The following is a 24,448-nucleotide window of genomic DNA, read 5'->3' as shown; positions in this document are numbered from 1 at the left end:
TGAAAAATTTACTTCAAATACTTTTCGAGTGTGGGGATGAGTTGCTCCCCGCGCAGGCTACTGCCTTTTTCTAAAATTTTTCCATTAGGCCCAATAAGGAAATGAGTGGGATACCCATGAACTAAAAATTTAGCACTATATTTACCACTTTGATCTAAGATTTGTGGCCAGGATAATTGGTATTCTTTTAAGGCTTTGTCCAATGAAGTTTCACTCTCATAGGCAAACCCGACCAGCTGTAAGTTTTGATTCTTGAATTGATGATAAACTTTTTGAAGAAGTGGGATTTCTTCAATACACGGTCCGCACCAGCTGCCCCAGAAGTCGAGGAGCACATAACTTCCTTCCAGCTTTTCCGAACCTATTTCGTCTCCGTTGACGGTGGTCGCCTGCCAATTGGGAGCTGGTTTCCCTATTGTAATCCGTTCATTTGTACTTTTGTTGGTTGCCGGACGCAAGCGAACCCATTTTCCGTGTGGATCAATGTTGGCAATTTGCCAGTTTTTGTCTCCGAGTTTGAAGGTGGGATACGTAAAATACTTTTGCGTTTTACGCATCTGCGAAAAATCAGTGCTGTACACTTCATTAGAGCCAGAGCCAACTTCCAGAGTATCATTTTGGTTGTGGTCAATGAGCAACTGATGATAGCTGTTGAAGGGCATAAAATAGATTGCAGAAATATAAAACTGCTGCCCATTTAAAGTTGCCTGCCGGTTTTTGTATGGTAGTTTGAATGTAAGGTCAGGTGCATTGGTGTTAGGACTGGAAGAATATTTTGAGGGCAAATCATGAGCGTGCTGAATGGAAAATCTGACAGAATCGATGATTACTTGATCATTCCTAATTTCCCGAACCGGAACTTTTTCCGACCAATCGTATTTCTCTTTATCATCATGGATTTTGAATGCTTTTTCACTTGTTGAAATTTTTTTATCTCCATTTTGATCAACAAAGATAGTCCAAGGGCCTTCAGGAGCTGTTTTTGCGGCAGTAATTAGTTGAAGGTCATTGGTTGTAGCAGAAATTTTCTGATAGTAATAGACGACATCATAAAAGTTTTCGGGGATTTTTTTAACCTTTGTAGCACTTTCTTTGAAATCATAAAATTGAGCACCAGTAGATTGATCATATAGAATTGTATGGGTGCCGTCCATTATATACTTGTTATTCATAATAGTTATATCCGCTTCCTTAAGTTTGAGAAGCGGCCAATATTCCGTCAGGGACTTCGGCGGAAGGTCATGCCATGCCTCCACGGTATCTACAATCGTTTTAGATTCATCAAAAATTACATTTCGTGTGGGGCGATAGGTGTAATCAGCTTGTTCCTCGGCACTGTAAATCGATCCACGCGTATATTTATAAGATTCTTCACTGTTTTTGGGAGCTTTAATAGTGATCGTCCAGTTACCGTCGGGGTATGTTAGCGGACGAGCATATTCTTTTTGGCCGAATCCGGCTCCGTGGGTACCAGGATCCCAGTGGTTTAAAGATCCCGCCCAAAAAATAGTGGCATCTTCTGGGGTAGATTCTGGGATAATGACTTTGAAGGTTATGCTAACGCTGTCCGGTATAGATTGTTGAGCTAACGTAATGGTTGAATTTATTGTGATTGCCAGAATAAGAAACACAAAAATTCTCATTGCGAGTACATTTTTTTAGAAGGTACTATCTATATAGTATTCCATAGCTTGAAAAGCAAAATAGAAGACCCTGATTTTAAATTGTGGAATAAGAGTCTACGTTAACTCACTTATCCTGAGCATGAGTCACAACTAAGTTAATATGCTTTTAAAAACATTCGCTAAATATCGCCGTCTATAGTTGTGGATCTTTTGTGAATTAGTTTTCGAGGGTATTCATTTTTTGCTGGAAGGTGTTTTTGAAATTATGGCCAAAGTTTTGAGGGATGTTAAATTGATCCTTCTGGCTGTCGATGCGGATAATACGATCACGTAAAGAGGTTCCCTCCCATTTGGCGTGGCCGATTTGATCTTCGAACTCTCCGTGGTTACTGCGAATGCGTTTTAGTAGGTCAAGTCCGTCCTGTGGATGGTAGCCGGCGCGATACATGTAGATAATGCCCCAGTAATCGGCCGAGAATTCGTATTCTTCCAGCCGATCTTTGATGGTATATTCGTACATCTCATTTGCCAGCTGATTCAGATTTTTTTCTACCTCTTCATACTTTCCTTGTTTATCTACTTCTCGTTCAAGTTCTTGAAAACGCTCATCTGCCTGAATCTTAGCCTCACGCTGTTTTGATTCTTTAAGGCCATGATTTTGTACGATATGGGATAATTCGTGGGCAAGAAAGAAGGCCAACTCCGTTTCGGATCGCATGATTTGCAGGGCGCCTTTGGAAACAAAAATAGAGCCATTGGGCGCTGCATAGCCACTAATTTCGTTACTATCCAAAATGTATACATGGACTGGTGTTTCGTAGCGGTGAGAGTTTTCGGCCAAAACGAGAGCAATATTTGTAAGGTATTGTTGAAGCTCCGGATTTTTGATTAATCCACGCTGAGCAATAACATTGGCAATTCCCCATCCCGCCTGCTCTTGCATAGGATTTAATTCAGCAATTTCATCCGGATTGATTTCAACTCGTCCTTGCGCTTTTTCCCAACTCCAGTTCTGAAGCCTCGTATTGCGAAATTGCTGATAGTTACGGGGATTTACGAAAGTGTTAAAATCATCAAGTAAAACATCATCCTCTTTACCGGTTTGTGAAGAGGTGAAATCCTCAGCAAATCCTTTCACAGCCGCTGCCACCTGGGCGGGAGAAGCGTAAGGGTCCTGAGTGCTGTCAGCTTTATCATCAGCCAACTCATCAAATGCAGCCTGGGCGTCGGGCACAACCTCGTCTTGATCGGGTTTGGTATTTCGATCTGTCTGTTCAATATAAGCGGCACGTTGGGGGATCCATCCCTCCTTATCATTAGCTTTTACTTTAAGCCACTGTTGTTTTTTGCTGATCTCCGAAACCTCGGCTCCCGAATTGAGTCGCAAAATGAGCTCATAATATGATCCGGGCCCATTGCGCATATCTACTGTATTCTTGATGGTTAGTGTCTCGGCATATTTGATGAAGGCAGTAATCACGGTGATAAATAGTATCAGCAGTGAAACTAATATCCCTTTACGTGTCATAATATTTCCCTATTTAGTTTTTAGATGAAACACTCCATCCCAATCTTTAGGTGGCGGATCTTTCTTGAATTCGTGGCATCTCTCGATATAGGTCTGGGAGGGGCCGTCTTCCGGTTTCAGCGAAAGAACTTGGTTAAATTGTTCAATGGCTTCATCCCAGTTTTTGCTAAGATAATACTCTAATCCTTTTTGATAAATGGAAATAATTTTTTCGGTTTGTTTAGCCTCTGGATCTGATTTATCAGCCATTAATTCATAGACCCGAACGGGTTTGGTTTTACCCTTGACCACCAGCAAATCGAGCTGGCGGCAATAGAACTGGTCTTTGACATCCTCATAGGTTTGTTCGGCAATCATGGTACTGCTGCCAAACTTTTTGTTTGCTGCTTCAAGACGTGCAGCCAAATTAACTTTGTCTCCCAAAACGGTGTAATTAAAACGATTGTACGAGCCAATATTTCCGACAATCATATCACCGGTGGCAATACCAAATCGTGAGTGAATATTCGTATCCTGTGGAGCCAACTCATTTACTTTTTTCATCATTTTTAAGGTGCTGCGGCATGCCAGTTCAGCATGATTAGCTTGCCCGATGGGAGCGCCCCAGAATGCCATCACGGCATCGCCGATATATTTATCAACGGTGCCGGAGTGCTCGAATATGATATCGGTCATGGCTCCCAGGTATTCATTGAGAAATGAAACGAGTTCTTCAGGTTCTTTTTGTTCTGATATGGTTGTAAAACCTGCGATATCACTAAAGAGAACCGTCAGGCGCTTCTTTTGTCCGCCCAGTTGCAGCAGGTCGGGTTGTGCAATAAGCTGTTCTACAAATTCGGGTTGTACGTACTGTCCAAATGCAGATCGGATTTCTTTCTTCTGTTTTTCTTCGGCAAAATATTTGTGGGCGGCAGAACCACTATACGTTATTGTGCCGATGATTAGGTAAAACCCGGTCGAAAACCAGATCCGGTTGAATGCAAAAAGGGATAATCCTGCTGCGATAATTACAGCTAAGATAGCAACCATAGTGATGGCTCCCTTTGCCGGGCGCAAGTAGGCAATGGTATAGGGGATAGCCCCGGTAATCAAAAGTAGAATGAAAATGCTCATCCATAAAGGAAGCTCAGTAACATGATTTTCGCTAATCAAATTATTCAAAAGCGTGGCTTGAATTTCCATGCCTGGGAAGGCCTCGAATGAACTCATAGGCGTGCTTTTGATGTCCCCCAATCCCGCTGCCGAGGCGCCAAGGATGACAATCTTATCTTGAAAAGCGGAATGCGGTACCGGTACTTCTACTTCTGTATCGGGGTTTCGCAACTGTTGAATCGCACTTTTCACGATAGCCTGAAAGGAGTAATACGGAAAGGTTCCATTTTGAACCCCTCCTTTTTTATACCAGTTTATCAGGTAATCGCCGTTATCTTGAAGTGGAATCTCCTGTTCCCCGATACGCAGTCCATCGTTGGTCCATGCCAGTGAAACAGAATCAGGTTGAAGCTCCAGGTAGGCTGACATAGCGAGAGTGGGCACGTAGCCCTTGTGAGCCAGGCTGTCAAAAAGGTGTACTGAGCGAATGAGTCCATCTTCATCGGGACTCATCACCGTATTGCCCAAAGCGGTAGCTGCTTCTGAAAATTTATCGAGTGGCTTTGACGTTAAGATGTGCGGTTGGGTGTATGGAGGATCATTTTCGATATCAAAATCCTCGATGAGTGGCTCGTTATTCATCGAAAGATCAACGGCCGAGTCTTCATTGGCTGTTGATTTAAAAGCTAATATCGCATTATTAGTTTTATCCAGAGATTGCAAGAAACGTTGATCGCTCATTCGCCCGGATATATTCCGACGATCGAAATCGGGAGTGTCAAACAGGATGTCATAAATAACCAGTTCAGCCCCTGAATCTCGGAAATAATCGGTAACAATTTGATAGAACTCTCTCGGCCAGGGCCAATACATCCCATTCCGATTAAAGTAAGAGAGGCTCTTTTCATCGATAGAAACCAAGACAATTTTGTCATTGGGATCTTCTTGTTGCAGATACCGGAATTTATAATCCAGGATCATGCGGTCAATGCCATTAAAGACTCCGGTGTAAATACTAATTACCCCTATTAAAAAAAAGGCAAGAGCTAAGAGCGATAAGCTTACGTTTTTATCGACTTTGATAGTGATCCCCCTCGTTTGTGATTAGTAAAAAAGATGTACCCCTTGTATTTATTTCTGATTAATGTTGAAAAGAAAAAAGGAAATTGCAACTGAGGAGTCGTTTTTGGCCAATCAGTATTGAATTATATTGGCAAGGGAGACGTTTTTATTTTTTAATTCATCAATGAGAAAGAGCGTTGAAACACCTATCTTTTGTGCATTGCAATTTTTTAAGTTCTGATTATTTGTGAAAACCTCTGCCAAATATATTGCTGATCGTATCCGACTGATGATTGCCACCAAGCAGTTTCAGGTGGGCGAAACGTTGCCGTCAACACGTGAGCTTGGTCAGCAGCTGGAATCGAGTTTTCATACCGTACGCAAGGCGTATCATATTTTAGCTGATGAGGGTCTTATTCGCGGTGAGCGCGGCAAGGGTTTTATCGTGGAGCGACAGAATACGAATCTTGATAAAGCTGACCGGCTGGAAATTGGGGCCGAAAAGATGCGCAAGCTTCTGGAAGAGCTTATCGGCTATGGTCTGGATGAATCAGAAATTGATGAATTATTTCAGGAGCAGCTGAGCTTTATGGATTGGCCTGACCGTATTGAAACTTGTGCCAGCATTGGAGAAACGGATGAACTGGGGGCTATGCTTGCCAGTGCTATAAAGTCTGAGGTAGGGGTACGCAGTCAAGTACTTAACGATACTCAGTACAATGAGACCGTAAAATTTGATGCCCTTTTTGTACCGGTACAATTGGTGAACAAGTTTCGCGATTTTGGCGAAAAAGGTCGTTTGTTGCCCATTGTGTATAGTATTAATCCCAATACGTTACTATCGATTGTTGATCGTGCCGCTATAGATACTATCGGTTTGGTTACCGCTGATGATCAGTCAATTCCCAACATCATTGATCAGCTGAAATCGAGTGTAGGATTTGGCGGATCATTTGTGGCAGGGGCAACCTATGGGGAGTCGCTTCCGTTGTTTGTTCGTGAAACGGATCTGATTCTCTATACAACAGAAAGCGCCAAGCTGGTTGAGAAAAAAATTCCGGAGCGTCGCCGTATTAAATTGGAGTACACGATATCGAAACAGAGTGCTGATACCATTCGGGCGGAGTTGTGGGATCAATAGGCAATTAACAATTAGAAATAAAGAATTAGGAATTGTAGTAGCGTTTTATTTTTATCGCTTACCTTCAATTCCCAATAATTAGTAATAATTATGCGGCCTTATATTTTAGCTGAGAACAACTGGAAAGCAATCAAAGATCAGGAAGTTGAATTGGCTGTGTTGCCCTGGGGAGCCACGGAGGCTCACAACTATCACTTGCCTTATGCTACTGATATTATTGAAAGCGAGGGTGTTGCAGAAGAGGCCGGGAAAAGAGCTTGGGAACAGGGGGCTAAAATCATGGTTTTGCCTTGTATTCCCTTCGGCGTTAATACGGGTCAAACAGATATAAAGCTGGATATTAATATGCATCCCAGCACACAGGCAGCTATTTTGAATGATGTTATTGAAGTGCTGGATCGACAAGGGATAAAAAAATTGCTTGTTTTGAATGGGCACGGAGGTAACAATTTTAAACCGATTATTCGGGAGTTAGGGGTAAAGTATCCCGATATGTTTATCAGCTTTTGCAATTGGTTTCAGGCTGTGGATAAAAGTGAATTTTTTGATCATCCTGATGGCGATCACGCCGATGAGATGGAAACCAGTATGGTGATGTATTTGCGTCCAGAGTTAGTGCGACCCTTAAAGCAGGCAGGCGAAGGAAAAGCGAAAGAGTACCGTATTAAGGCACTTCGAGAAGACTGGGCCTGGGCCGAGCGCCGTTGGTCGGAGGTGACGGAGGATACAGGGGTTGGAAATCCTAAAAAGGCGACTGCCGAGAAGGGGAAAGCCTATTTTGAGGCAGTTGTGCAAAAAGTGAGCACTTTGTTTGTAGAAATGGCTGAGGCTGATCTAAATGATTTATACGAATAGACAGGTGGAAAATGTGAGACGGCAGATGTATTGTATCGGATGCATTGTGTCTCCTCTCATGTTTGCCCGGGTCGTTTTAATATAATTGGTAAGATTTTAGATAAATAGTAGATGTCTGAGAAGAAGATTAAAAAGTTAATAAATCGCGCAATTGAGGCCGTTTCTTCGGAGATTGAGACCGTGCGTGAAAAACCGGCTCGTGATGTGTTGTTTGATGGCAAGCGGCGCGAAGATCATCCGCCGAACGCTTTTTATTATGAATTTGAGTCGCGTAATACCTCTCTCCGTTTTGCCGAAGTTATCAAAGGAGAGATGGAGGATTATGATGACGAGCTGGAGTTGTATCCGGTGACAGTAGAAGACGAAAAAGTAGTGCTCGATTTTCCCCATAACTTTGGATCTACATTGCCGAAAGTACAGCTGGAGTGGGAGAACGATTTTGTGCTTCAACGGCTGCGTATGGAATTGGAGAACCTGCTTGAATCAAAAGATAAAGAGGCCCGAAAACGGATGGGACGTTTGTTTTATCCCGATCCGGAGAAGCATCATCAACCGGATGAAAATACGCGGGTATTAGATGACAGCAAGCGGAATGAGTCGCAGCATGAGTCGCTGATTAAAGCGTTGCAAAATGAGGTGTTGTATGTCTGGGGGCCGCCGGGTACGGGAAAGACTTCCACGCTGGGATTTATGATTGCCAATTACCTGATTAAGGGAAAGCGTGTGCTGTTTGCGGCTAATACCAATCGAGCGGTGGATGTAGGTTTGCTGAGCGCATTGCAGGCTCTTACATCTATTGAGAAAGAGCATCTGGAGGAAAACGTAACCCGGTTTGGTGAGATGGCGCTGGATAGTGATCGACTGGCTCAGGTGTTATTTGATCAACATGTGGATAAGAAAGAGCGGGAGGGCAAGGAGAAGGCTGGAAATTTGGATAATTTGCTGGGTGAATATCAGAAATTACAGAAGGAAATTGACAACTTGATGGAGCATGGCGAATCGGTTCCGGAGGAGCTCGATGAACGTATCAACATGCTGGGAGATCGTGTTGATGAGCATGGTGGTGAGGCGGCGCTGGAGGAGAAAATTGACCGATTAGTTACGGTTAACGAGCGTGTTGAGCTGGAGAAAATGCAGTTGGTCGCAACAACACTGGCCAAGGTTTGTACTTCGGATTTGTTTGATGGACAAACGTTTGAGGCGGTGGTTATTGATGAGGCGTCAATGGCCAATTTGCCTTACCTGATGGTGCTGGCAGCAAAGGCTAAGTCGCATATTGTGGTAGTGGGCGATCCCATGCAGTTGCCACCCATTGCGTTGACCGATGATGCCCATGCCCGTAAATTTTTGGAGGATGATATTTTTACCTTTGCATCCAATGCGGATACGACGGAAGATCTTTTTGCCTGGCATGATAAAAATCGTCCGCTTACTACGTTTTATGACACGCAATATCGCTTAAATGAGGACTTGGCCGAGGTGCTCAGTACGGTATTTTATGAAGGCCGATTGAAAACAGCTGATGCTGAGGAGCCGCTCGATCCCGCTATCACCCCGCAAGAAAGCAGTACGCCCACCGTCAATGTGATCGACAGTCAGAAATATGGTCCGGTGCTTACTCAAAACGATGAGGGACGTGGATTTAGTCCGGTGAATGAGGTGCATGTTCACATCTTGATTAAGATTGTAAAACGACTGGTGCTGAAAAATCATGTGCCGGTAGAAGAAATTGGAATTATCGTTCCGTTCAGGAGTACGGTTTATGATATCCGGAATGAGTTGTATGAGAATGATTTTGGGATGATTGAGGTCGGAACGATACATACCTTTCAGGGACGGGAAAAAGATGTGATTATTTTTGATACGGTCATGAGCGGGGAGCAACAGTATGGTCGGCGCCGACATTATTCGGTACGTCCGTTTGATGAGGAGAAAAATGGTCTGGCGGTGCCCCGCTTGCTAAATGTAGCTTTTTCGCGAAGTAAGGAACGGCTGGTGCTACTGGCTGATATGAGCCATATCAATAAAGTATATGCGGATAAGTTCTTGGGGCGGCTACTGCGGCGATTTCAAGAACAGGAAAAATAAATTGTTCGTCTGACCGATGGTGAGCCCAGCCAGCAAGTGCCCGGTGTTAATCAAAATCACCTTCTTCGTAGCGACGTGCATATCGTTTTTTATTGATGCGTTTGAAATCAGAAAGTGGCTCTTCGCTTAACGAAGCCACAATCATTTCGCGTTTGCCCAATGCTCCTTGTGTTTTAGCGACATGCCATCCGGCCGACGCCATTGCGCCTTGTACTTTGGAAGCAGCACAGTATGTTGATAGAATAACGTTTTTTCTACTCAGCGAAGCTAATTTTTTAAAGGTTTTTCCGGTCCATAATTCTGGATTTACATCCGGCGAAAAGGCATCCTGAAAAATGTAATCCGTCTGAATTTTTTCGGGATTAAAATCCTCAAATAGCCCTTTAAACAAATGAAGATTAATACTATCAGCAAAAGAAACCTGATTCATCCCATCGGATAAATTGGCAAAAATTTTGGGCAGGTGCTTGGCCAAGTTGGGATGATTAAGATGTTGTTCAAAATTTAGGTTTTGGGCTGTTTCTGTATCAATAGGGAAAGCTTCTATGGAATAGTAGTCGATGCGAACCTCAGTATCTAACTCCTGCCAGTAATCCATAAGCAGGAGAAAGTTAAGCCCGGTACCGAACCCAATTTCCAAGATGGTAATATGATCACGGTTCGTAAGCGCACCCAGCAAACCTGATTGTTCGAAAAAAACGTGTTTGCTTTCTGCTACAGCCCCATTGGGGTTGTGGTAGTGTTGGTCGAATTGTGGGGAGTATAATGTGTGAGAACCGTCGCGCGTTTCTTCAATTTTGGGTTTCTCGTTGGAAGGATCTGACATCAATTGCTGGTGTTGATCGTTACATTTCCATAGCCGCAGCTGATAACAATAGGCACTCCGCCGCCGTTAAGGGTGCCAGTGATATTTTTACGGCTCTTTTCACCATCAAAGGTAAAGGTTTCATCCAAATCTATCGAGGTTGCTTGAATTTCTAAATTGGCAGCAATATCGGAGGGAAGGGTTAACGAGACATTACCGGCCGAAGTGGAAAACCGCAGCTGATTGTTGGCTGAGCGGATTGTTGAAGAGATGTTACCACCAGATGTTTTGGCTGAAATACTGCCACTGACATCCTGAATTTCTATATGGCCGCCCCCGGTTTGGGCCTCAATAGTACCGTTTGTTTGTTCAACTTTAATATGACCTCCGCCCGTTTTTATGGATATATCTCCGGTGATATTATTACCGGTAATATGTCCGCCGGATGTTTTGACCGTTGCATCTCCTTTAATATCGGTTAAGGTGATGTGTCCCCCTGCCGTAATAATTTCTTCGATATTATTTAGCTGCGAAGCAGTAATATGTCCGCCGGATGTATTTACTTTTAGAGCAATATCTTTTGGGATCTCAAGTGTAGCTTCCAGGTTTATTCTTTGTGATAGTGAACTGCCAGTGGTTGTACTAATATTAAAATCAGCATTATCATTTATGATATTTTTTTGGATGCTTAGCTGGTTTGCAATTTCTTTTGGGCTATCAATATCACCAGTGGCGCGGAGAGTAATTTCTCCGTTTGCAGACTCGTTGCCAACAATATTTATATTTCCAAATGGGACATTAAAATTCAGTGCTGAAATTTCTTCAACTGAAAAAGAATCTCTATAGACAAAAACGCCCGAATTTACTTCGGACCATTCGTTTTCATGGATGCTATATTTTTTATTGATATATAGCTTTTTATCCCGTAACCGTACATTAAAATCACTTTGCTCTAATTTTTGAAGCTCTTTTTCAAGCTCCTGCAATTCAATATTTAAACTCTCTTTTTGGAGTTCATTTTGGCTATGCTGTTGAACGAGCTTGTCAATGTTTTTAATCTCGAATTCCAGATGTTCGAGATTTTTGAGATCCTTTAATTTTCGGAGCTCTTTTAGGTTTTCGAGGGATTCAAGATCAGTTAAATCGATAACAATGGCCCCAGGCAGCGATGGTGGGGTGGGAGGCGTAGGAGCTTCGGGATGGGATTGCAAAGCAGTTGCCCTATTGTGGGAGTCTGATGATTCCATATGTTGCATCACATAAATGCCGATGCCCACAAAGGCCAGACCTGCAATGATAATTTCCCAGGATATATTACGCTTGGTCATAATTTTTCACTAAATCTAATGGTCGATATCTTTTTTACTATTTGTAGTACGAATTGGAAAGGACATAAGTTGCAGATTATACTAATATCCTTACGATAAAATTTCTATTATTTAATGAAATTTATCTAAAGAAAATAAAACGAATGGATTTTGCTAATATAAAGGAAAGGGCAGGTGCGTATCATGATAAAATGGTGGAGATCCGACGCCATTTGCATCGTCATCCCGAATTGAGTTACGAAGAACACAAGACGACTGAATTTATTATCGAGCAACTCAAAGGGCTTAGTATTTCGGTTGATTGTCCATTGGATACAGGATGTGTGGGGATTCTTGAAGGTGGGAAGTCTTCTGATAGAGTGGTTGCCCTGCGGGCCGATATTGACGCCTTACCTATTACGGAGGAAGGAGATCATAAAAAAGAATTTATATCGCAGAATGATGGGGTTGCGCATTGTTGCGGACATGATGCACATACCGCGAATTTATTGGGTGCTGCTCATATTTTATCGGATATGCAGGAAGATATTGAAGGCACCGTGCTGCTTGTATTTCAGCCGGGTGAAGAAAAGCTGCCGGGCGGCGGACGCCTGCTTTGTGAGACGGGTTACCTGCAAAATAAAGGGGTAGATGTTATTTACGGATTGCATTCTTATCCGGGCCTGGAGCCGGGCCAGATTGCGGTAAAGGAAGGGCCGTTGATGGCACGACCCGATGAATTTAAAATTGAAGTTATTGGTCAGGGCGGGCATGCTGCAGCACCACATCAGGCCGTAGACCCGGTTGTGATGGCTTCACAAATTGTCAATCAGCTGCAAACTATTGTGAGCCGCAATGTGAATCCAACCGACCCCGCAGTAGTAACGGTTGGAAAAATAAGCGGTGGGTCAGCACACAATATTATCCCGGAAAAAGTAGAGATGCTGGGTACGGTGCGAACCTTTTCGCAGAGTAACGCGGATATGATTAAAGATCGTATTGAGGGAATTGTTAAAGGTGTTACAGAAGCTGCGGGTGGTGGATATGAGTTTGATTTTGATTATGGGTATCCGGCGGTTATAAATACGGACTGGTCAACCCAAAATGTGATTGATGCGGCTGGGAAGTTAATTGGAAAAGATAATATCCAATTGTTAGATGATCCAATCATGGCGGGTGAAGATTTCGCTTTTTATCAGCAGGAATTTCCAGGCACGTTTTTCTTTTTGGGAAGTGGCGGTGAAAAGGCAAATGCCACTTACAGTTGGCACCATCCCAAATACAATATTGATGAGGACTGCCTTACAACAGGTGCCGCATTAATGGCATCGCTTGTTTTTAAGCCAGTTACCGGGAATTAGTTATTTGTTACTGGTTAATTGTTTTGCTATCAACAAATAACTGTCAACTAATAACAAGATTATGTCACAATCCTCTTTCTGGGAGCAGGATTCTTTTTTCAAGTCCTATGATTTGGTCATCGTTGGAGCGGGCATTGTGGGATTGTCATCAGCTTTTTTCTACAAGCAAGAACATCCCGATGCAAGAGTAGCAGTACTTGAACGTGGATTTTTACCGCAGGGGGCCAGTACGCGCAACGCCGGTTTTGCCTGTGTGGGATCAGTTGGGGAACACTTGGCTGATATGGATAAAGAATCTGAACAAAATATCAAGAAGCGAATAAAGCGTCGGTATGATGGGCTGCAACTTTTGAAGAAAACACTCGGTGAAGAGGCGATTGGTTATGAGCATTGCGGGGGATATGAGTTTTTTCGATCTGAGGAGGAATTCGAAAAAGTGGCCGGGGAAATTGACCGGTTTAACGAGTGGATGAATGAGCTGATTGGAGAAGATGAAGTTTATTCTTCCGAGGAGCTGCAAGGCTATCCGGTTATTCGAAATCGATTGGAGGGGGCATTGCATCCCGGCAAAATGATGCAGGCGTTGGGACAAAAAGTGAGTGGGTTGGGCGTGGATATCAAATGGAATAGCAAGGTTGAAAAAGTAGCTGAGGATGGCGCTGTTGCTATTGCGGGCGGTCCCGAACTGCGTGCAGATAAAGTGCTGTTTGCTGCTAATGGATTTGTGCGCCGCTTGCTTCCCAATGTAGATATTAAGCCGGCACGCGGACTGATAATGGTAACAAGCGAGCAAAAGAATTTACCATGGAAAGGTATTTTTCATCATGATAAAGGATATATTTACTTCAGGAATGTAGGAGGTCGATTACTTATTGGAGGGGCACGAAACCTGGATATTGAAGGAGAGGAGACCGATCAGTTTGGGACTAATATGACGATTAAATCTCATTTAGAATCGTTTGTTTCAGAGGTGCTTAAGTTTGGTACGGATTGGAAGGTTGATTATCAATGGTCTGGGATTATGGGGTTTACCCCAACGAAAACGCCCATTATAAAACAGCTGGATGAACGCCGTTATCTTGCAGCAGGATTAAGCGGTATGGGGATCGCCATTGGGATGGAAGTGGGGCAGGGCACTGCGAAAATGATTACCTGAATTAACTTTGTAGGCTGTATGGGAACAGTTCGTTAGGTCTGATTTCTTTTGGCATCAACCACATCTTCGGCTGTTTGTTGTTGTCCCATAGGTTCTGGACTGTGGCACTGCCGAACAATTTGTTTAATACGATCCGATGGTTCTTCGGTGAGTAGTGAAACGATAATGGTAACCAAAAATACAATGACAACACCTGCTAATGCTGCTCCAATGGCGGGAAATATATCCCCGAAAACAGGGAGTATCACTCCGCCTTCACCGGTAAGGTCTTCTAAGAAACTGATGTAGCTGGGCATCACTTCGTTGAAGATGGCACTAAACCAAATTACAAGTCCGGTAATCATACCGGCAAGTGCTCCCTGACGATTCGTGCGCTCCCACCACATCCCCAAAAAGAACATCGGGAATAAAACAAGCCCGGCCAGTGAGAAAGCATAGGCAACAAGTTCGCCGACAAGAGCTGGTGGGTTGAGGGCCGTAACCGTGACAAAAGCTCCGAGAATTACAATAACAGCGCGTCCTACAAATACTTGCTGGCGCTGACTTGCTTCGGGGTTGATGATGTTGGTATAAATATCGTGGGCGGCGGCCGATGACGAGGCAATAAATAATCCGGCCGTGGTTGCGATGGCAGCGGCAATTCCTCCTGCTGCTACAAAGCCAACAAACCACGACGGGAGATTTGCGAGCTGGGCTGCAAGGACGACAATGACGTCCCCTTCGGCACCACTCATGCCATTAGCGCCATAGACGTTACCAACTGTTTCATTGTATAGGTCGGTTCCAAAAGCTGCAAAAGCGGGTGCGCTTAAATAGAGCAGACAAATGAAAAATAATCCCCAGACTGTTGACCAACGAGCAATCCGTTCATTTTCTACGGTATAAAATCGTACTAACACGTGGGGAAGTCCACAGGTACCTATGATAAGTGAGAAAGCAGTTGCAATCCACAAGTAGTAACTGCCGTTGACGAAAGGTTCAGAAAATTCTGAGCCGAGTTTGCTGAAAAGCGCGCCGTATTCAATTTGCGGAAGAAAAACGGAATAGCCTTGCGTATATCCAACGGCGTAAAGGCCAGCCAAAAATGCAACAATGAGGATGATATACTGGACAGCCATATTTTTGGTGGCACCAAGCATACCTGATAAAGCTACATACCCGACGGTGATCCCCATTAAAAGAAGAACCATCACCGTATAGTCTCCTCCAAAAATATACATTCCAACTAACCCCATGCCGCGAGCCTGCCCTACTGCGTAAACAAATCCGATGAGCATGGTCGTCAGGGCAGCAATGGCACGGGCAGTATCGGAATTAAAGCGATCGCCGACAAAATCGGGGGCAGTATACTTGCCAAAGCGACGCATTTGGGACGAGAGAAAAATAAGCAGAATAAAATAGCCGGTTGACCAACCGATAACGAAGGCCAATCCATAAAAACCCGAAAGTGCAATAAGAGCGGCCATGCCCAGATACGAGGCGGCCGACATCCAGTTAGCGCCAATAGCCATACCGTTTTCGACGATTCCAATAGAACGTCCGGCCACCCAGAGGTTATCCGTATCAGCAATGCGGTACAAATACCCGATCACCAAAAACAACACCAGCATGGCAATACTAATCAATGCCGGTACCAGCTTAAAGGAAGAGTCGAGTGCTTCGGGAAGGAGTTGAAGGAGTGAAAAAATCATTCAGTTCCCTTTTTGGTTGCGATTGATTCAGGCCCGGCCGTGTGTTGGATATCATATCTCTCATCCATCTGATCTCGTTTCCGAGCATAAATAAAGGAGAGGATTAAGGCACCCAGCGGTCCACCTATAGCCGTTAGAAAATAGTGGAGGGGAAATCCCAGGAAGGTAATATTTGCCATGATTTCTGGGATAAAAAAAGTTACCGTTACGGGACCAAAGACAATAGCTACCCAAGCTGCAAATAGCCACCAGATTACTTTGAGATGCTCCCGCATAAAAGGAGTAGATGGAGCAAAAATATTAACTTTAGATTCCAGGTAGTTAACCGAATTATTGGTATCTGATCGTTTTGACTGTTCCATCACACTATTGATCCCGGTTGATATTAATGTCCCCTGTTTTTCATTTCTACAATCATATAAAAATGTGGTGAGTATAAAAAATTGGTTGATTAGCCCTATCTATGTTAACTGGAATAAAGGAATGTGATTTGTATACATTTTTTGTACCCTTTGAAACATACTGTTTTTAATAGTCTTGGAGACCATACCTATGATAAGCCGGAAAAAATTTTTGAAGATGAGTGCCCTTGGCGGATTCTTACCTTTTAACAAATGGTCGCAAGAAAGTAATGCCCAACCACCTAAAGGCAATAAGCCCGTTGTAGTATCAACATGGAATTTTGGTAAAGAGGCTAATAAGGCGGCATGGAATATTTTATCTGGCAATGGTTCGGCGTTGGATGCCGTAGAAGCCGGAGCCCGAGTGCCGGAAGGGAATCCCGATATACGGACAGTAGGGTATGGCGGTCGGCCCGATCGTGATGGTTTTGTTACGCTCGATGCCTGTATTATGGATCAAAATGATCAGTGCGGATCGGTGGCAGCTCTGCAGCATATAAAGCATCCTATTTCGGTAGCGCGAAAAGTGAAGGAAGAATCGCCGCATGTGATGTTGGTAGCAGATGGTGCTCTTGACTTTGCTGTTTCGCAGGGATTTGAAAAGGAAGATCTGTTAACCGAAGAGTCACGAAAAGACTGGGAAGCATGGAAGGAGGATGCGGATTATAGTCCCGAAATAAATATCGAAAATCACGATACCATTGGGATGGTAGCGATTGATAGTAAGGGCAATCTTTCGGGGGCTTGTACTACCAGCGGTATGGCATGGAAAATGCATGGACGTGTGGGCGATTCGCCTCTCATTGGATCTGGATTATTTGTTGATAACGATGTTGGTGCAGCTGCCGCAACAGGATTGGGCGAAGAAATTATTCGTGTGAATGGAAGTCACCTGGTTGTCGAAAATATGCGCCGCGGCGATTCGCCCGAGATGGCTTGTAAACATGCGGTGGAGCGCATTGTTAGTAAAAATGATTCAGTGGATGGTATTCAGGTTGGATTTATTGCAGTTAATAAAGAAGGAGCCTATGGAGGTTATAGCATCCAAGAGGGATTTAGTTTTGCCGTTCGTAATTCTAAAGAGGATAAATTAGTTGATGCACCGCATTTGAATTAATAATGCTGTAGGTTGTGGCTATATGCCAGAACTGGTTAGCCTATAGAGCAGGACTAAGAAATGGGATGCCAAGGTTTAATCCGCGGAGAATAAGTATGATACCTACGAGAGCAATAAAGTAAGGAGAGAGATTTTTGAGTCGCTGCCGCCATACCGCAGAAATAAGGCCACCTGCCAAGCTTACTGCTAACATCGCGGGTATGGTTCCAAATCCAAATCCAGCCATAAAAAACATACTATCACTAACTGTTCCCAAAGTAAGGGCTGATGTGAGGGCCAGGTAAACGAATCCGCAAGGGAGAAATCCGTTGAGGATGCCAATCAAAAAAAGAGATTCGATATTTCCATTTCCGAAAAGATTTTTCATGTTGCCGGTGATCTTACCAATTAATGAAAAAGAGTAAGACTCTAATTTGGTAAGGATTACTCGAATATTTTTCCAAGCTAAAGTGAGTAAAAGTAAAATACCTACACCGATCGAAAGCCCCTGTTGGTAACCGCTGATTGAGATCATGGTACTGAGTAAGCCTACTGCGCCTCCTAATAGAGTATAGGTGATCACACGGCCAATATTATAGGCGGCTCGCGATCCTAAAAAATAAAGCTTTTCTGCCGATTTTTGAGGCAATGAAAGTGCTAATGGGCCGCACATGCCAATGCAGTGAAAGCTACCCAGAAAACCAAATGCGAGTCCGGCAAAAATCCATTCCATGGAAGTTCAATCTTTTTATAAGTTGTGAAATATTGAAAAGTAATTGTAGTGAAGAACCACAGAAATGGTTGTTATAAGTGGAAGTATATCAGCATTAAAAAATGAATCTAAATTTGAAATTCTGGTTGAAGTTATAGCTATTTAGTACTTAATTGTCCTAAACAATTGAGGCATAAAAATTAATAAAAAAAATACTTATCACTATGCCCGAAGATTTAAGCCAACCACCCGAAAGTAACGAATCTGGGAAAAATTGGGAGGAGCATAATCCGGACATCGAGCGTGAAATAACAATTGATGAATTCCAACCTTATGGCACATTGACACTTACTCTTCTCTATTTTTTGATTGTGGCCCTTATGTGGGTCTTTATGTATTTCATTGAGTTCGGCGGCAATGCACCTTCCATTATAGAATAGTTAACAAGCGAAAATTATGCATATACATAAGTTTGAACAATTTTGGATAAAGTTATCCTTTGTACTGATTGCTTTTTTCATTGCTACCGTGGTGTATGGGTTTGTAGCAATGGATCTAAAAGTAATTGGAGATCATGCCACCATCGATCCGCAAAATTTGCAGGAAACCAAGTTCGGAAATCCGGGTGTGCGTGAGGTGACGAAAAACGGGCAAACCGAATATGAGGTGTATGTCCAAACAATTCAGTTCGCGTATAGTCCAGGGACGGCTGAACCGATTGTAGTTCCTGCCAATACTCGTGTAACATTTTATATCACTAGTCCAGATGTATTACACGGTTTTGATGTAGCTGGCACAAATTTAAATACGATGGCAATACCGGGTCAAGTAGCAAAAATGACTACCATTTTTCCTGAATCAAGGGAATACGGTATTGTTTGTAATGAATATTGCGGACCAGCCCACCATATTATGGAGGGGATAATTAAGGTAGTACCTAAATCTGAGTTTGATAAAAGTAATCTGGTAGAATGACATTTATACATAAATATCCAAAAGCTGCAAAAGTTGCTAAGGCTAATTTCGTTGTCGCGTTTATAGCGCTTGCTATCGGGGGATTTTTTGGCTTTGTACAAGCGTTGCACCGGACCGATGTATTTCGAGGATTCTTTAATTCCGGCGAATATTATACGCTGTTAACAGGCCACGGTGTATTGCTGGCGCTTATATTTACCACCTTTTTTATTGCTGGGCTATTTGTATGGGGAGTGACCCGAAGTCTTGACCGCGAGCCCGAAAACATGTCCTATACATGGTCATGGTTTTGGTTAATGACAATTGGGACTGTTATGGCGACAGTGGCTATTTTGGGCGGACTTGTTCCGGATAGTTCGATACGAGCTGCGGTGCTCTATACCTTTTACCCGCCCCTGCAGGCTCATCCGCTGTTTTATATAGGGTTGGCGTTAGTATTGGTAGGATCATGGATGGCTGGAGCCGACTGGTTTTGGTCGTACCGTAAATGGCGGAAAGGTAGCCCTGATGAGAGAGTTCCCATTCTTACCTTTATGGCATTATTTACGATGCTAATGTGGTATGTTTGTACTATTGGATTAGCGTTAGAAGTGGTCGGCTTGCTGATACCTTGGTCTCTTGGTTGGGTTACTGAAATTGAGCCGTTATTACCGCGAACGCTTTTCTGGTTCTTTGGTCATGCAGTGGTATACTTTTGGTTGCTACCAGCCTACTACGTATGGTATGCAATTCTTCCCAAACTTTCCGGTGGACGACTGTTTAGCGATTCGATGACACGCATCGTCTTCATCATATTCTTGTTACTTTCAACACCTGTGGGATATCACCACCAGTATGCCGATGCAGGTATTTCCGTGGGCTTTAAATTCTATGCAATGGCAACAACTATGTTGCTGTTACTCCCCAGTTTGATAACGCTTTTTACGGTAGTAGCCAGTATGGAGCACGGCGCCCGTCAGCGTGGTGGAAAAGGATATCTCAAATGGATAGGAAAGCTTCCATGGGACAAACCTGCTTTTGTAGGATGTGCACTGGCCGGTATTATGTTTGCTGCCGGTGGTTTTAGCGGTATGATTAACGCCGGAATGAATATTAATATCCTTATTCATAATACTATTTGGGTGCCTGGTCATTTTCACTTAACTGTTGGTACGGCCGTAGCACTTACGTTTATGGCTATAACCTATTGGTTGTTACCGCAATTGACGGGCAGAAAGCTTAAATTTAAAACTCTGGCGCTGATTCAGCCCTATGCTTGGTTCCTGGGTATGACGTTGATGTCGAATGCCATGCACCGAGCTGGACTTGCCGGTGTGCCCCGTCGTACGGCCGAACCGCAATACAGTGGGTTTGAATTTGAACCTATTTTTGGAACAATGGCCGAGATGGACTGGCAGATAGCTATTGGGGGAACCATTTTAACGATTTCGCTAATCCTGTTCTTATGGGTTGTTATAGCATCATGGATGGCTGGGCAAAAATCCGATAAGCCTGTGGATGATCATATTCCCGAGCCGCTGTCTGGGGTAGAACATACGCCGGCTATTCTGGACAACATGAAGCTCTGGTTTACATTAGCGTTGATATTAGTAATTCTGGCCTACGCTTTCCCATTGTTGGAGATGGTTGCCGATGGCATCTTTGAACCTGGAGCTCTTCCTCGACCCTCATAATCGATAGTACTATTGTTAGATGAATAAAGTCCTTGTCTGTTCTAAGTGGGAAACGGACAGGGACTTTTTAATTTTAGTTAGCATTTGTTTGCAAAGTCTACGACACATACAACTATGGCAGAAGAAACTTCCAATAACTCGACCAAAAGGCTGGTCAAAATTTTAGTGATTGTAGGGATTGGCATTCCGGTGCTGGTCGAACTTATGACCTTATTTAATCTTATAAATGTGCAGATTTTTGATGATGAAAAATCAGATGAACAAGCGTCTGCTAAGGTAGAGGAGGTACGTGGTGTTAGTGAAGGCGACACTCTTTTTAAGGGTCAGCCGACACCTATTATTATTGATAGACTTCGAATAAAGGTAGATGCTCAGGATTGGCGATTTGAGATTGGTCTCCGCGCATTAGACAGCTTAACGCAAGATGAGTTACAAGTAAAAGTGGATAGTTTACAGTTGCAGAGTGAAGAAATGCTATTGGGCGATCAGAATCGTTTTTGGCAAATACAAAACCAACGGCCACTCAATATTTTGGCTGAGTGGGAATTGCCGAATGGAGATATTCCTCAAAAGTTGTTTATAAGTGCAGTTCAGGTAAATGGAGAGAATGGTCGGCGCCATGAGGTTGTGCCCTTGGATAAAATTCCTGTTCGATATAACCAACAGTAACTTATGTATTTGTGATTGCCATATCTCGTGATGAGTTGCTTACAACCAATAGGCTACTTGTGGCCATCGCAACGGCAGCAAAAAGAGGGTTGATGGTGCCGGCAATAGCCAGGGGAATCGTAATAATATTATAGAGAAAAGCCCATCCCAGGTTTTGGCGAATCCGATGTTTGGTCAGTTTAATTACTTTAAAGGTGGCGGGAATCAACTCTAACCTATCACTTGGAATAATTACATGTGCTGATTCTGCAGCGATAGCTGTAAGGTCGCCAAATGCTATACCAAGGTCAGCCTGGGCCAGTGCAGGGGCATCATTACTGCCGTCCCCAACCATCGCAATGCGGCCAAATCTTCTAAGTTCTTGAATAATATTTGATTTCGAATCGGGAAGTGTTTCAGTAAACAGGAAATCAGGATTTAACTTGTTTTGTATGGCTTCTCCGGCTTGATCACTGTCACCGGTTATGACTGCTACTTTTTTTCCGTCTTCTTGCAGGTTGTTTACGGTGGTAAATGCTTGATCGCGAAGTCGATCCCCGACTACAAGAATAGAATGGATTACCCCAGCCCAGCCCACGGCAACAGGTAGACCTGCTTGTTCTCTTGAATTATTAATTTTTTTCCATTGAGAATCAGTAAACTCAAACTGTAGTTGTTGCAGCCATTCGGGTTGTCCAACGAAAACCTGTTTTTCATCAATTATACCACTAATTCCCTGGGAGGTATTTTTAAATTCAGTCACCTTTTTTTGGACATTTTTATATGTGGCAGCAATCGGTTCAGCAATAGGGTGTGAGGAATACTGCTCCAACAGTGCAGCATAACGGAGCGATTGCTCATCATTGCCTTTATCCAACAGGTACATTTGGCCGGTTGTTAGGGTTCCAGTTTTGTCGAAAGCTACGGTGCTGGTATCGCTTTTTTCTTCAAAGACAGCCGCTGTTTTAAACATGATTTCATGCTTTAATCCACTTCGGATACCCGAAGCAATAGCCAGTGGGGTAGCCAGTCCCAATGCACAGGGACACGAAACAATAAGTACCGCAAGGGAAGCAAGCATGGCATCAGTGGTTCCGGCACCGATGAACAAGTGATAGCCAAAAGTAATGCATCCCAACATAAGTACTGCTGGCACAAACCAAGCCGCAATACGGTCAGCCAATCGCTGTTGTCCCGGTCGGGCTGATTGGATGTTCCACATCATGCGCATCAATTCATCGATTGTACTCGTGACGGATTCACCGATTTGAACTGTCAGTGCATTGGTCTTCAAAATAGTGCCGCTAAGCACCTTATCACCTTCTTTTTTGGATACCGGCATAGATTCTCCCGTCATGAGGGCCTCGTTAACTACTCCATTTCCATCGATGATTGTACCGTCAATGGGGATGCGTTCTCCGGCTTTAACTAAGATGCAAGCACCGGGAGAAAGGTCTTTAATATCCGTTTGGTAGGATTTTCCATTTTTAATGAGCCGAGCGTGCTGAATCTGTTTTTCAGTAAGTTTTTCCAGTAGGTTTTGTTTTCCTGAGCGGATCTTTTTCTCATAGTAGTTGCCAATCGAAACTACCAACACAATAGCCATGGTCACATCAAAATAAACCTCGCTGGAACCGGTAAGCAGTGCACCCACGCTATATAGATATGCACTGACGGCGGCAATGGTGATCAATAAATCCATATTGGGTTTTAAAACGGACACGGATACCCATGCCCCGCGCAAAATAGGAAAACCGGTATACCCCAAAACAAAACTGGTCATCACAAAAATATTTGAAACAAAAAACAGTTTTTCGGCTTCAGTAAGAGGAACGATCCCCGCGTTGCCAAGATAGGTGGGATATAAAAAAAGAACATATAATAGAAGCCCCATGATGCCGAAAAAACCACCGATAATGAGGCGGGCAATTTCGTTGAGTTGTTCTTCTTTTTGGGTAGATTCTACATTCCGAAAGCGGTATCCAAATTTACTCAGTTTGTGGGGAAGCTGATCCACGTTGATACGATCTGGATCATAGTAAACCTTAACCATTTCGGAAGCATAGCTTGCTTCACTTTTGTGAATACCCTCTTGTCGATTAGCCAACGTTTCCAGGAATGATTCGCAGGTGGCACAGTGCATTCCACTAACCTTGAAAAAAGTTTCTTCATAGCTGTCGGGCAATTTATCGGCTTCCTTCTCACTGTGCCTTTTTTGTATAGTTTGACGTCGTAGCTGTTCGGCTTGTTTTTCATCCATTTCCTGCAATAGCTTATATACATGCAGACAACCCGAGCAGCAGAAAAGGCCATTAATATTGGGGTCTTTGATGGGCGGATCAGGAACTTCAAGTTCGCAAAGTGCACATTTTTTTTGTTCAGCCATATCAATGTTGTAGGTCCAGAAATTCTCTGTAGATATCCAGGAACTCATTTAGCATCATAGCGGTGGCTCCCCAAAGGGGTACTTCGTGGACATCCCAATAGGGAACTTTGTAGGTGTAGGAATGGAGGTCCCAATCTTCAACAGTGATATTTTTTTTCTGTACGAGTGATTGAAGCTCTACGGTAAAAACTTCCTCTACTTCAGCAGGATTAAGTTTAAATTCGGGACGGTGATCAGTAAATCCTACAAATGGAGTAACTAAATTATTCGAGTGCTGGACATACAGGTCGCTTAGCTTTCCGATGATGGTGACAGTTTCTGGAGAAATATCTACCTCTTCCTTGGCTTCGCGCAGTGCGGTTTGCTGAAGAGATTCTCCTTCTTCAGTTCGCCCGCCGGGAAAGCTGATCTGCCCGCCATGATCAATATCACGGCTTCTTAGTGTTAAGACCAGCTCTAATTCCTGCTCTTCATTGGGGAACAGTAATGCTAAGACGCTACTTTTCTGGGCGTTATCAGGAGGCTCCATTTGACGAATATTTCCACCATCGACCGGGCGGGGAGCCATTTTAATCTGGGCTTTTTGGCCAGGCAAATTTTGGGATAATCGTCTTTTTAAGAAGGAGATTAACTCATGCATTACCATTTGGTGGGACTTATTCAAAACAGTATCCCTTTTCTGTGGAAAAGTTACGCTGCGTTATAATTTTTGAGGACAACATAAAAATTATGTTTCAAAAAACGAGTATTGGAAAAGGTAACTAAATATTTAAGTAAATCGGAATACTGCACTCCTTTGAAACAAGGGAGGACGGTTTGAAAAGTAGATGAAGGGTTAAATTTGTA

General features: G+C 43.4%; 20 protein-coding genes. 10 read left to right on the top strand and 10 right to left on the bottom strand.

Features of this window, described 5'->3' with window-relative positions:
- Positions 1-8: 8 nt before the first annotated feature.
- The 3 genes from AAFH98_RS01735 to AAFH98_RS01725 all read right to left on the bottom strand — a co-directional run bounded on the left by AAFH98_RS01735 (position 9) and on the right by AAFH98_RS01725 (position 5,259).
- Positions 9-1,643, bottom strand: coding sequence for a redoxin domain-containing protein (locus tag AAFH98_RS01735; protein ID WP_342520943.1), 1,635 nt, complete (start codon positions 1,641-1,643; stop codon positions 9-11).
- A gap of 199 nt (positions 1,644-1,842) precedes the next feature.
- Positions 1,843-3,153, bottom strand: a complete 1,311-nt coding sequence (locus tag AAFH98_RS01730) for a M48 family metalloprotease (RefSeq protein WP_342520942.1) — start codon at positions 3,151-3,153, stop codon at positions 1,843-1,845.
- Positions 3,154-3,162: 9 nt separating this feature from the next.
- Positions 3,163-5,259, bottom strand: a complete 2,097-nt coding sequence (locus tag AAFH98_RS01725) for a CHASE2 domain-containing protein (RefSeq protein ID WP_342522051.1) — start codon at positions 5,257-5,259, stop codon at positions 3,163-3,165.
- Positions 5,260-5,554: 295 nt separating this feature from the next.
- Here AAFH98_RS01725 and AAFH98_RS01720 point away from each other — a divergent pair, with 295 nt between their 5' ends.
- From AAFH98_RS01720 to AAFH98_RS01710, 3 genes are all read left to right on the top strand, one after another.
- Complete coding sequence (locus AAFH98_RS01720; protein ID WP_342520941.1) at positions 5,555-6,448, top strand: GntR family transcriptional regulator; 894 nt, start codon at positions 5,555-5,557, stop codon at positions 6,446-6,448.
- Positions 6,449-6,538: 90 nt separating this feature from the next.
- Positions 6,539-7,303, top strand: coding sequence for a creatininase family protein (locus tag AAFH98_RS01715; RefSeq protein WP_342520940.1), 765 nt, complete (start codon positions 6,539-6,541; stop codon positions 7,301-7,303).
- A gap of 111 nt (positions 7,304-7,414) precedes the next feature.
- Complete coding sequence (locus AAFH98_RS01710; RefSeq protein ID WP_342520939.1) at positions 7,415-9,391, top strand: DEAD/DEAH box helicase; 1,977 nt, start codon at positions 7,415-7,417, stop codon at positions 9,389-9,391.
- Between the two features lie 46 nt (positions 9,392-9,437).
- Here the strand turns inward: AAFH98_RS01710 and mnmC2 are convergent, their stop codons facing one another.
- Together mnmC2 and AAFH98_RS01700 are read right to left on the bottom strand one after the other, a co-directional pair.
- Positions 9,438-10,217 (bottom strand): tRNA (5-methylaminomethyl-2-thiouridine)(34)-methyltransferase MnmC2, encoded by a 780-nt coding sequence (gene mnmC2 / locus AAFH98_RS01705; RefSeq protein WP_342520938.1) that lies wholly within the window; start codon positions 10,215-10,217, stop codon positions 9,438-9,440.
- Complete coding sequence (locus tag AAFH98_RS01700) at positions 10,217-11,524, bottom strand: DUF4097 family beta strand repeat-containing protein (RefSeq protein ID WP_342520937.1); 1,308 nt, start codon at positions 11,522-11,524, stop codon at positions 10,217-10,219. The genes mnmC2 and AAFH98_RS01700 overlap by 1 nt, the downstream gene beginning before the upstream one ends.
- 143 nt (positions 11,525-11,667) lie before the next feature.
- On the opposite strand from AAFH98_RS01700, the gene AAFH98_RS01695 reads away from it, so the two are divergent.
- Both AAFH98_RS01695 and AAFH98_RS01690 read left to right on the top strand, forming a co-directional pair.
- Positions 11,668-12,864 (top strand): M20 metallopeptidase family protein, encoded by a 1,197-nt coding sequence (locus AAFH98_RS01695; RefSeq protein WP_342520936.1) that lies wholly within the window; start codon positions 11,668-11,670, stop codon positions 12,862-12,864.
- 61 nt (positions 12,865-12,925) lie between these two features.
- A complete protein-coding gene (locus AAFH98_RS01690) occupies positions 12,926-14,020 on the top strand; it encodes an NAD(P)/FAD-dependent oxidoreductase (protein WP_342520935.1) in 1,095 nt (364 codons plus the stop codon).
- A 32-nt stretch (positions 14,021-14,052) separates the two neighbouring features.
- Here AAFH98_RS01690 and AAFH98_RS01685 read toward each other — a convergent pair whose 3' ends face one another.
- Both AAFH98_RS01685 and AAFH98_RS01680 read right to left on the bottom strand, forming a co-directional pair.
- Entirely contained in the window at positions 14,053-15,711 is a 1,659-nt protein-coding gene (locus tag AAFH98_RS01685; RefSeq protein WP_342520934.1) for a sodium:solute symporter family transporter, read from the bottom strand.
- Positions 15,708-16,073 carry a DUF4212 domain-containing protein gene (locus AAFH98_RS01680; RefSeq protein ID WP_342520933.1) on the bottom strand — a complete coding sequence of 122 codons (366 nt, stop codon included), beginning with the start codon at positions 16,071-16,073 and terminating at the stop codon, positions 15,708-15,710. The genes AAFH98_RS01685 and AAFH98_RS01680 overlap by 4 nt, the downstream gene beginning before the upstream one ends.
- Before the next feature lie 217 nt (positions 16,074-16,290).
- On the opposite strand from AAFH98_RS01680, the gene AAFH98_RS01675 reads away from it, so the two are divergent.
- Entirely contained in the window at positions 16,291-17,229 is a 939-nt protein-coding gene (locus tag AAFH98_RS01675) for an isoaspartyl peptidase/L-asparaginase family protein (RefSeq protein ID WP_342520932.1), read from the top strand.
- A gap of 40 nt (positions 17,230-17,269) precedes the next feature.
- Here AAFH98_RS01675 and AAFH98_RS01670 read toward each other — a convergent pair whose 3' ends face one another.
- The gene (locus tag AAFH98_RS01670) at positions 17,270-17,941 is read right to left on the bottom strand and encodes a sulfite exporter TauE/SafE family protein (RefSeq protein WP_342520931.1); all 672 of its coding nucleotides are present in this window, start codon (positions 17,939-17,941) and stop codon (positions 17,270-17,272) included.
- 203 nt (positions 17,942-18,144) lie between these two features.
- On the opposite strand from AAFH98_RS01670, the gene AAFH98_RS01665 reads away from it, so the two are divergent.
- The 4 genes from AAFH98_RS01665 to AAFH98_RS01650 all read left to right on the top strand — a co-directional run bounded on the left by AAFH98_RS01665 (position 18,145) and on the right by AAFH98_RS01650 (position 21,237).
- The gene (locus AAFH98_RS01665) at positions 18,145-18,360 is read left to right on the top strand and encodes a hypothetical protein (RefSeq protein WP_342520930.1); all 216 of its coding nucleotides are present in this window, start codon (positions 18,145-18,147) and stop codon (positions 18,358-18,360) included.
- 16 nt (positions 18,361-18,376) lie between these two features.
- Complete coding sequence (locus tag AAFH98_RS01660; protein ID WP_342520929.1) at positions 18,377-18,895, top strand: cupredoxin domain-containing protein; 519 nt, start codon at positions 18,377-18,379, stop codon at positions 18,893-18,895.
- On the top strand, positions 18,892-20,568 hold the full coding sequence (locus tag AAFH98_RS01655) for a b(o/a)3-type cytochrome-c oxidase subunit 1 (protein WP_342520928.1): 1,677 nt from the start codon (positions 18,892-18,894) through the stop codon (positions 20,566-20,568). Before AAFH98_RS01660 ends, AAFH98_RS01655 begins: the two co-directional genes overlap by 4 nt.
- 114 nt (positions 20,569-20,682) lie before the next feature.
- Complete coding sequence (locus AAFH98_RS01650; RefSeq protein ID WP_342520927.1) at positions 20,683-21,237, top strand: hypothetical protein; 555 nt, start codon at positions 20,683-20,685, stop codon at positions 21,235-21,237.
- A 1-nt stretch (position 21,238) separates the two neighbouring features.
- On the opposite strand, the gene AAFH98_RS01645 is transcribed toward AAFH98_RS01650, so the two are convergent.
- Positions 21,239-23,602, bottom strand: a complete 2,364-nt coding sequence (locus tag AAFH98_RS01645; protein ID WP_342520926.1) for a heavy metal translocating P-type ATPase — start codon at positions 23,600-23,602, stop codon at positions 21,239-21,241.
- 1 nt (position 23,603) lies between these two features.
- Positions 23,604-24,170 (bottom strand): NUDIX hydrolase, encoded by a 567-nt coding sequence (locus tag AAFH98_RS01640; RefSeq protein ID WP_342520925.1) that lies wholly within the window; start codon positions 24,168-24,170, stop codon positions 23,604-23,606.
- Positions 24,171-24,448 lie beyond the last annotated feature (278 nt).

The organism is Fodinibius sp. Rm-B-1B1-1, from assembly GCF_038594945.1.
Taxonomy (GTDB): Bacteria; Bacteroidota; Rhodothermia; order Balneolales; family Balneolaceae; genus Fodinibius; species Fodinibius alkaliphilus.
The sequence above is the reverse complement of the archived record's forward strand: the minus strand, read 5'-3'. Positions and strand labels throughout refer to the sequence as shown.

Bases quoted from the DNA above. Each gene is read 5' to 3' on its own strand.
- AAFH98_RS01730 (WP_342520942.1), bottom strand. From the start codon at position 3,153: ATGACACGTAAAGGGATATTAGTTTCACTGCTGATACTATTTATCACC.
- AAFH98_RS01660 (WP_342520929.1), top strand. From the start codon at position 18,377: ATGCATATACATAAGTTTGAACAATTTTGGATAAAGTTATCCTTTGTA.
- AAFH98_RS01665 (WP_342520930.1), top strand. From the start codon at position 18,145: ATGCCCGAAGATTTAAGCCAACCACCCGAAAGTAACGAATCTGGGAAA.
- AAFH98_RS01690 (WP_342520935.1), top strand. From the start codon at position 12,926: ATGTCACAATCCTCTTTCTGGGAGCAGGATTCTTTTTTCAAGTCCTAT.
- AAFH98_RS01675 (WP_342520932.1), top strand. From the start codon at position 16,291: ATGAGTGCCCTTGGCGGATTCTTACCTTTTAACAAATGGTCGCAAGAA.
- AAFH98_RS01670 (WP_342520931.1), bottom strand. From the start codon at position 17,941: ATGGAATGGATTTTTGCCGGACTCGCATTTGGTTTTCTGGGTAGCTTT.
- AAFH98_RS01640 (WP_342520925.1), bottom strand. From the start codon at position 24,170: ATGGCTCCCCGCCCGGTCGATGGTGGAAATATTCGTCAAATGGAGCCT.
- AAFH98_RS01735 (WP_342520943.1), bottom strand. From the start codon at position 1,643: ATGAGAATTTTTGTGTTTCTTATTCTGGCAATCACAATAAATTCAACC.
- AAFH98_RS01650 (WP_342520927.1), top strand. From the start codon at position 20,683: ATGGCAGAAGAAACTTCCAATAACTCGACCAAAAGGCTGGTCAAAATT.
- AAFH98_RS01685 (WP_342520934.1), bottom strand. From the start codon at position 15,711: ATGATTTTTTCACTCCTTCAACTCCTTCCCGAAGCACTCGACTCTTCC.
- AAFH98_RS01645 (WP_342520926.1), bottom strand. From the start codon at position 23,602: ATGGCTGAACAAAAAAAATGTGCACTTTGCGAACTTGAAGTTCCTGAT.
- AAFH98_RS01680 (WP_342520933.1), bottom strand. From the start codon at position 16,073: ATGGAACAGTCAAAACGATCAGATACCAATAATTCGGTTAACTACCTG.
- AAFH98_RS01710 (WP_342520939.1), top strand. From the start codon at position 7,415: ATGTCTGAGAAGAAGATTAAAAAGTTAATAAATCGCGCAATTGAGGCC.
- mnmC2 (WP_342520938.1), bottom strand. From the start codon at position 10,217: ATGTCAGATCCTTCCAACGAGAAACCCAAAATTGAAGAAACGCGCGAC.
- AAFH98_RS01700 (WP_342520937.1), bottom strand. From the start codon at position 11,524: ATGACCAAGCGTAATATATCCTGGGAAATTATCATTGCAGGTCTGGCC.
- AAFH98_RS01695 (WP_342520936.1), top strand. From the start codon at position 11,668: ATGGATTTTGCTAATATAAAGGAAAGGGCAGGTGCGTATCATGATAAA.
- AAFH98_RS01715 (WP_342520940.1), top strand. From the start codon at position 6,539: ATGCGGCCTTATATTTTAGCTGAGAACAACTGGAAAGCAATCAAAGAT.
- AAFH98_RS01655 (WP_342520928.1), top strand. From the start codon at position 18,892: ATGACATTTATACATAAATATCCAAAAGCTGCAAAAGTTGCTAAGGCT.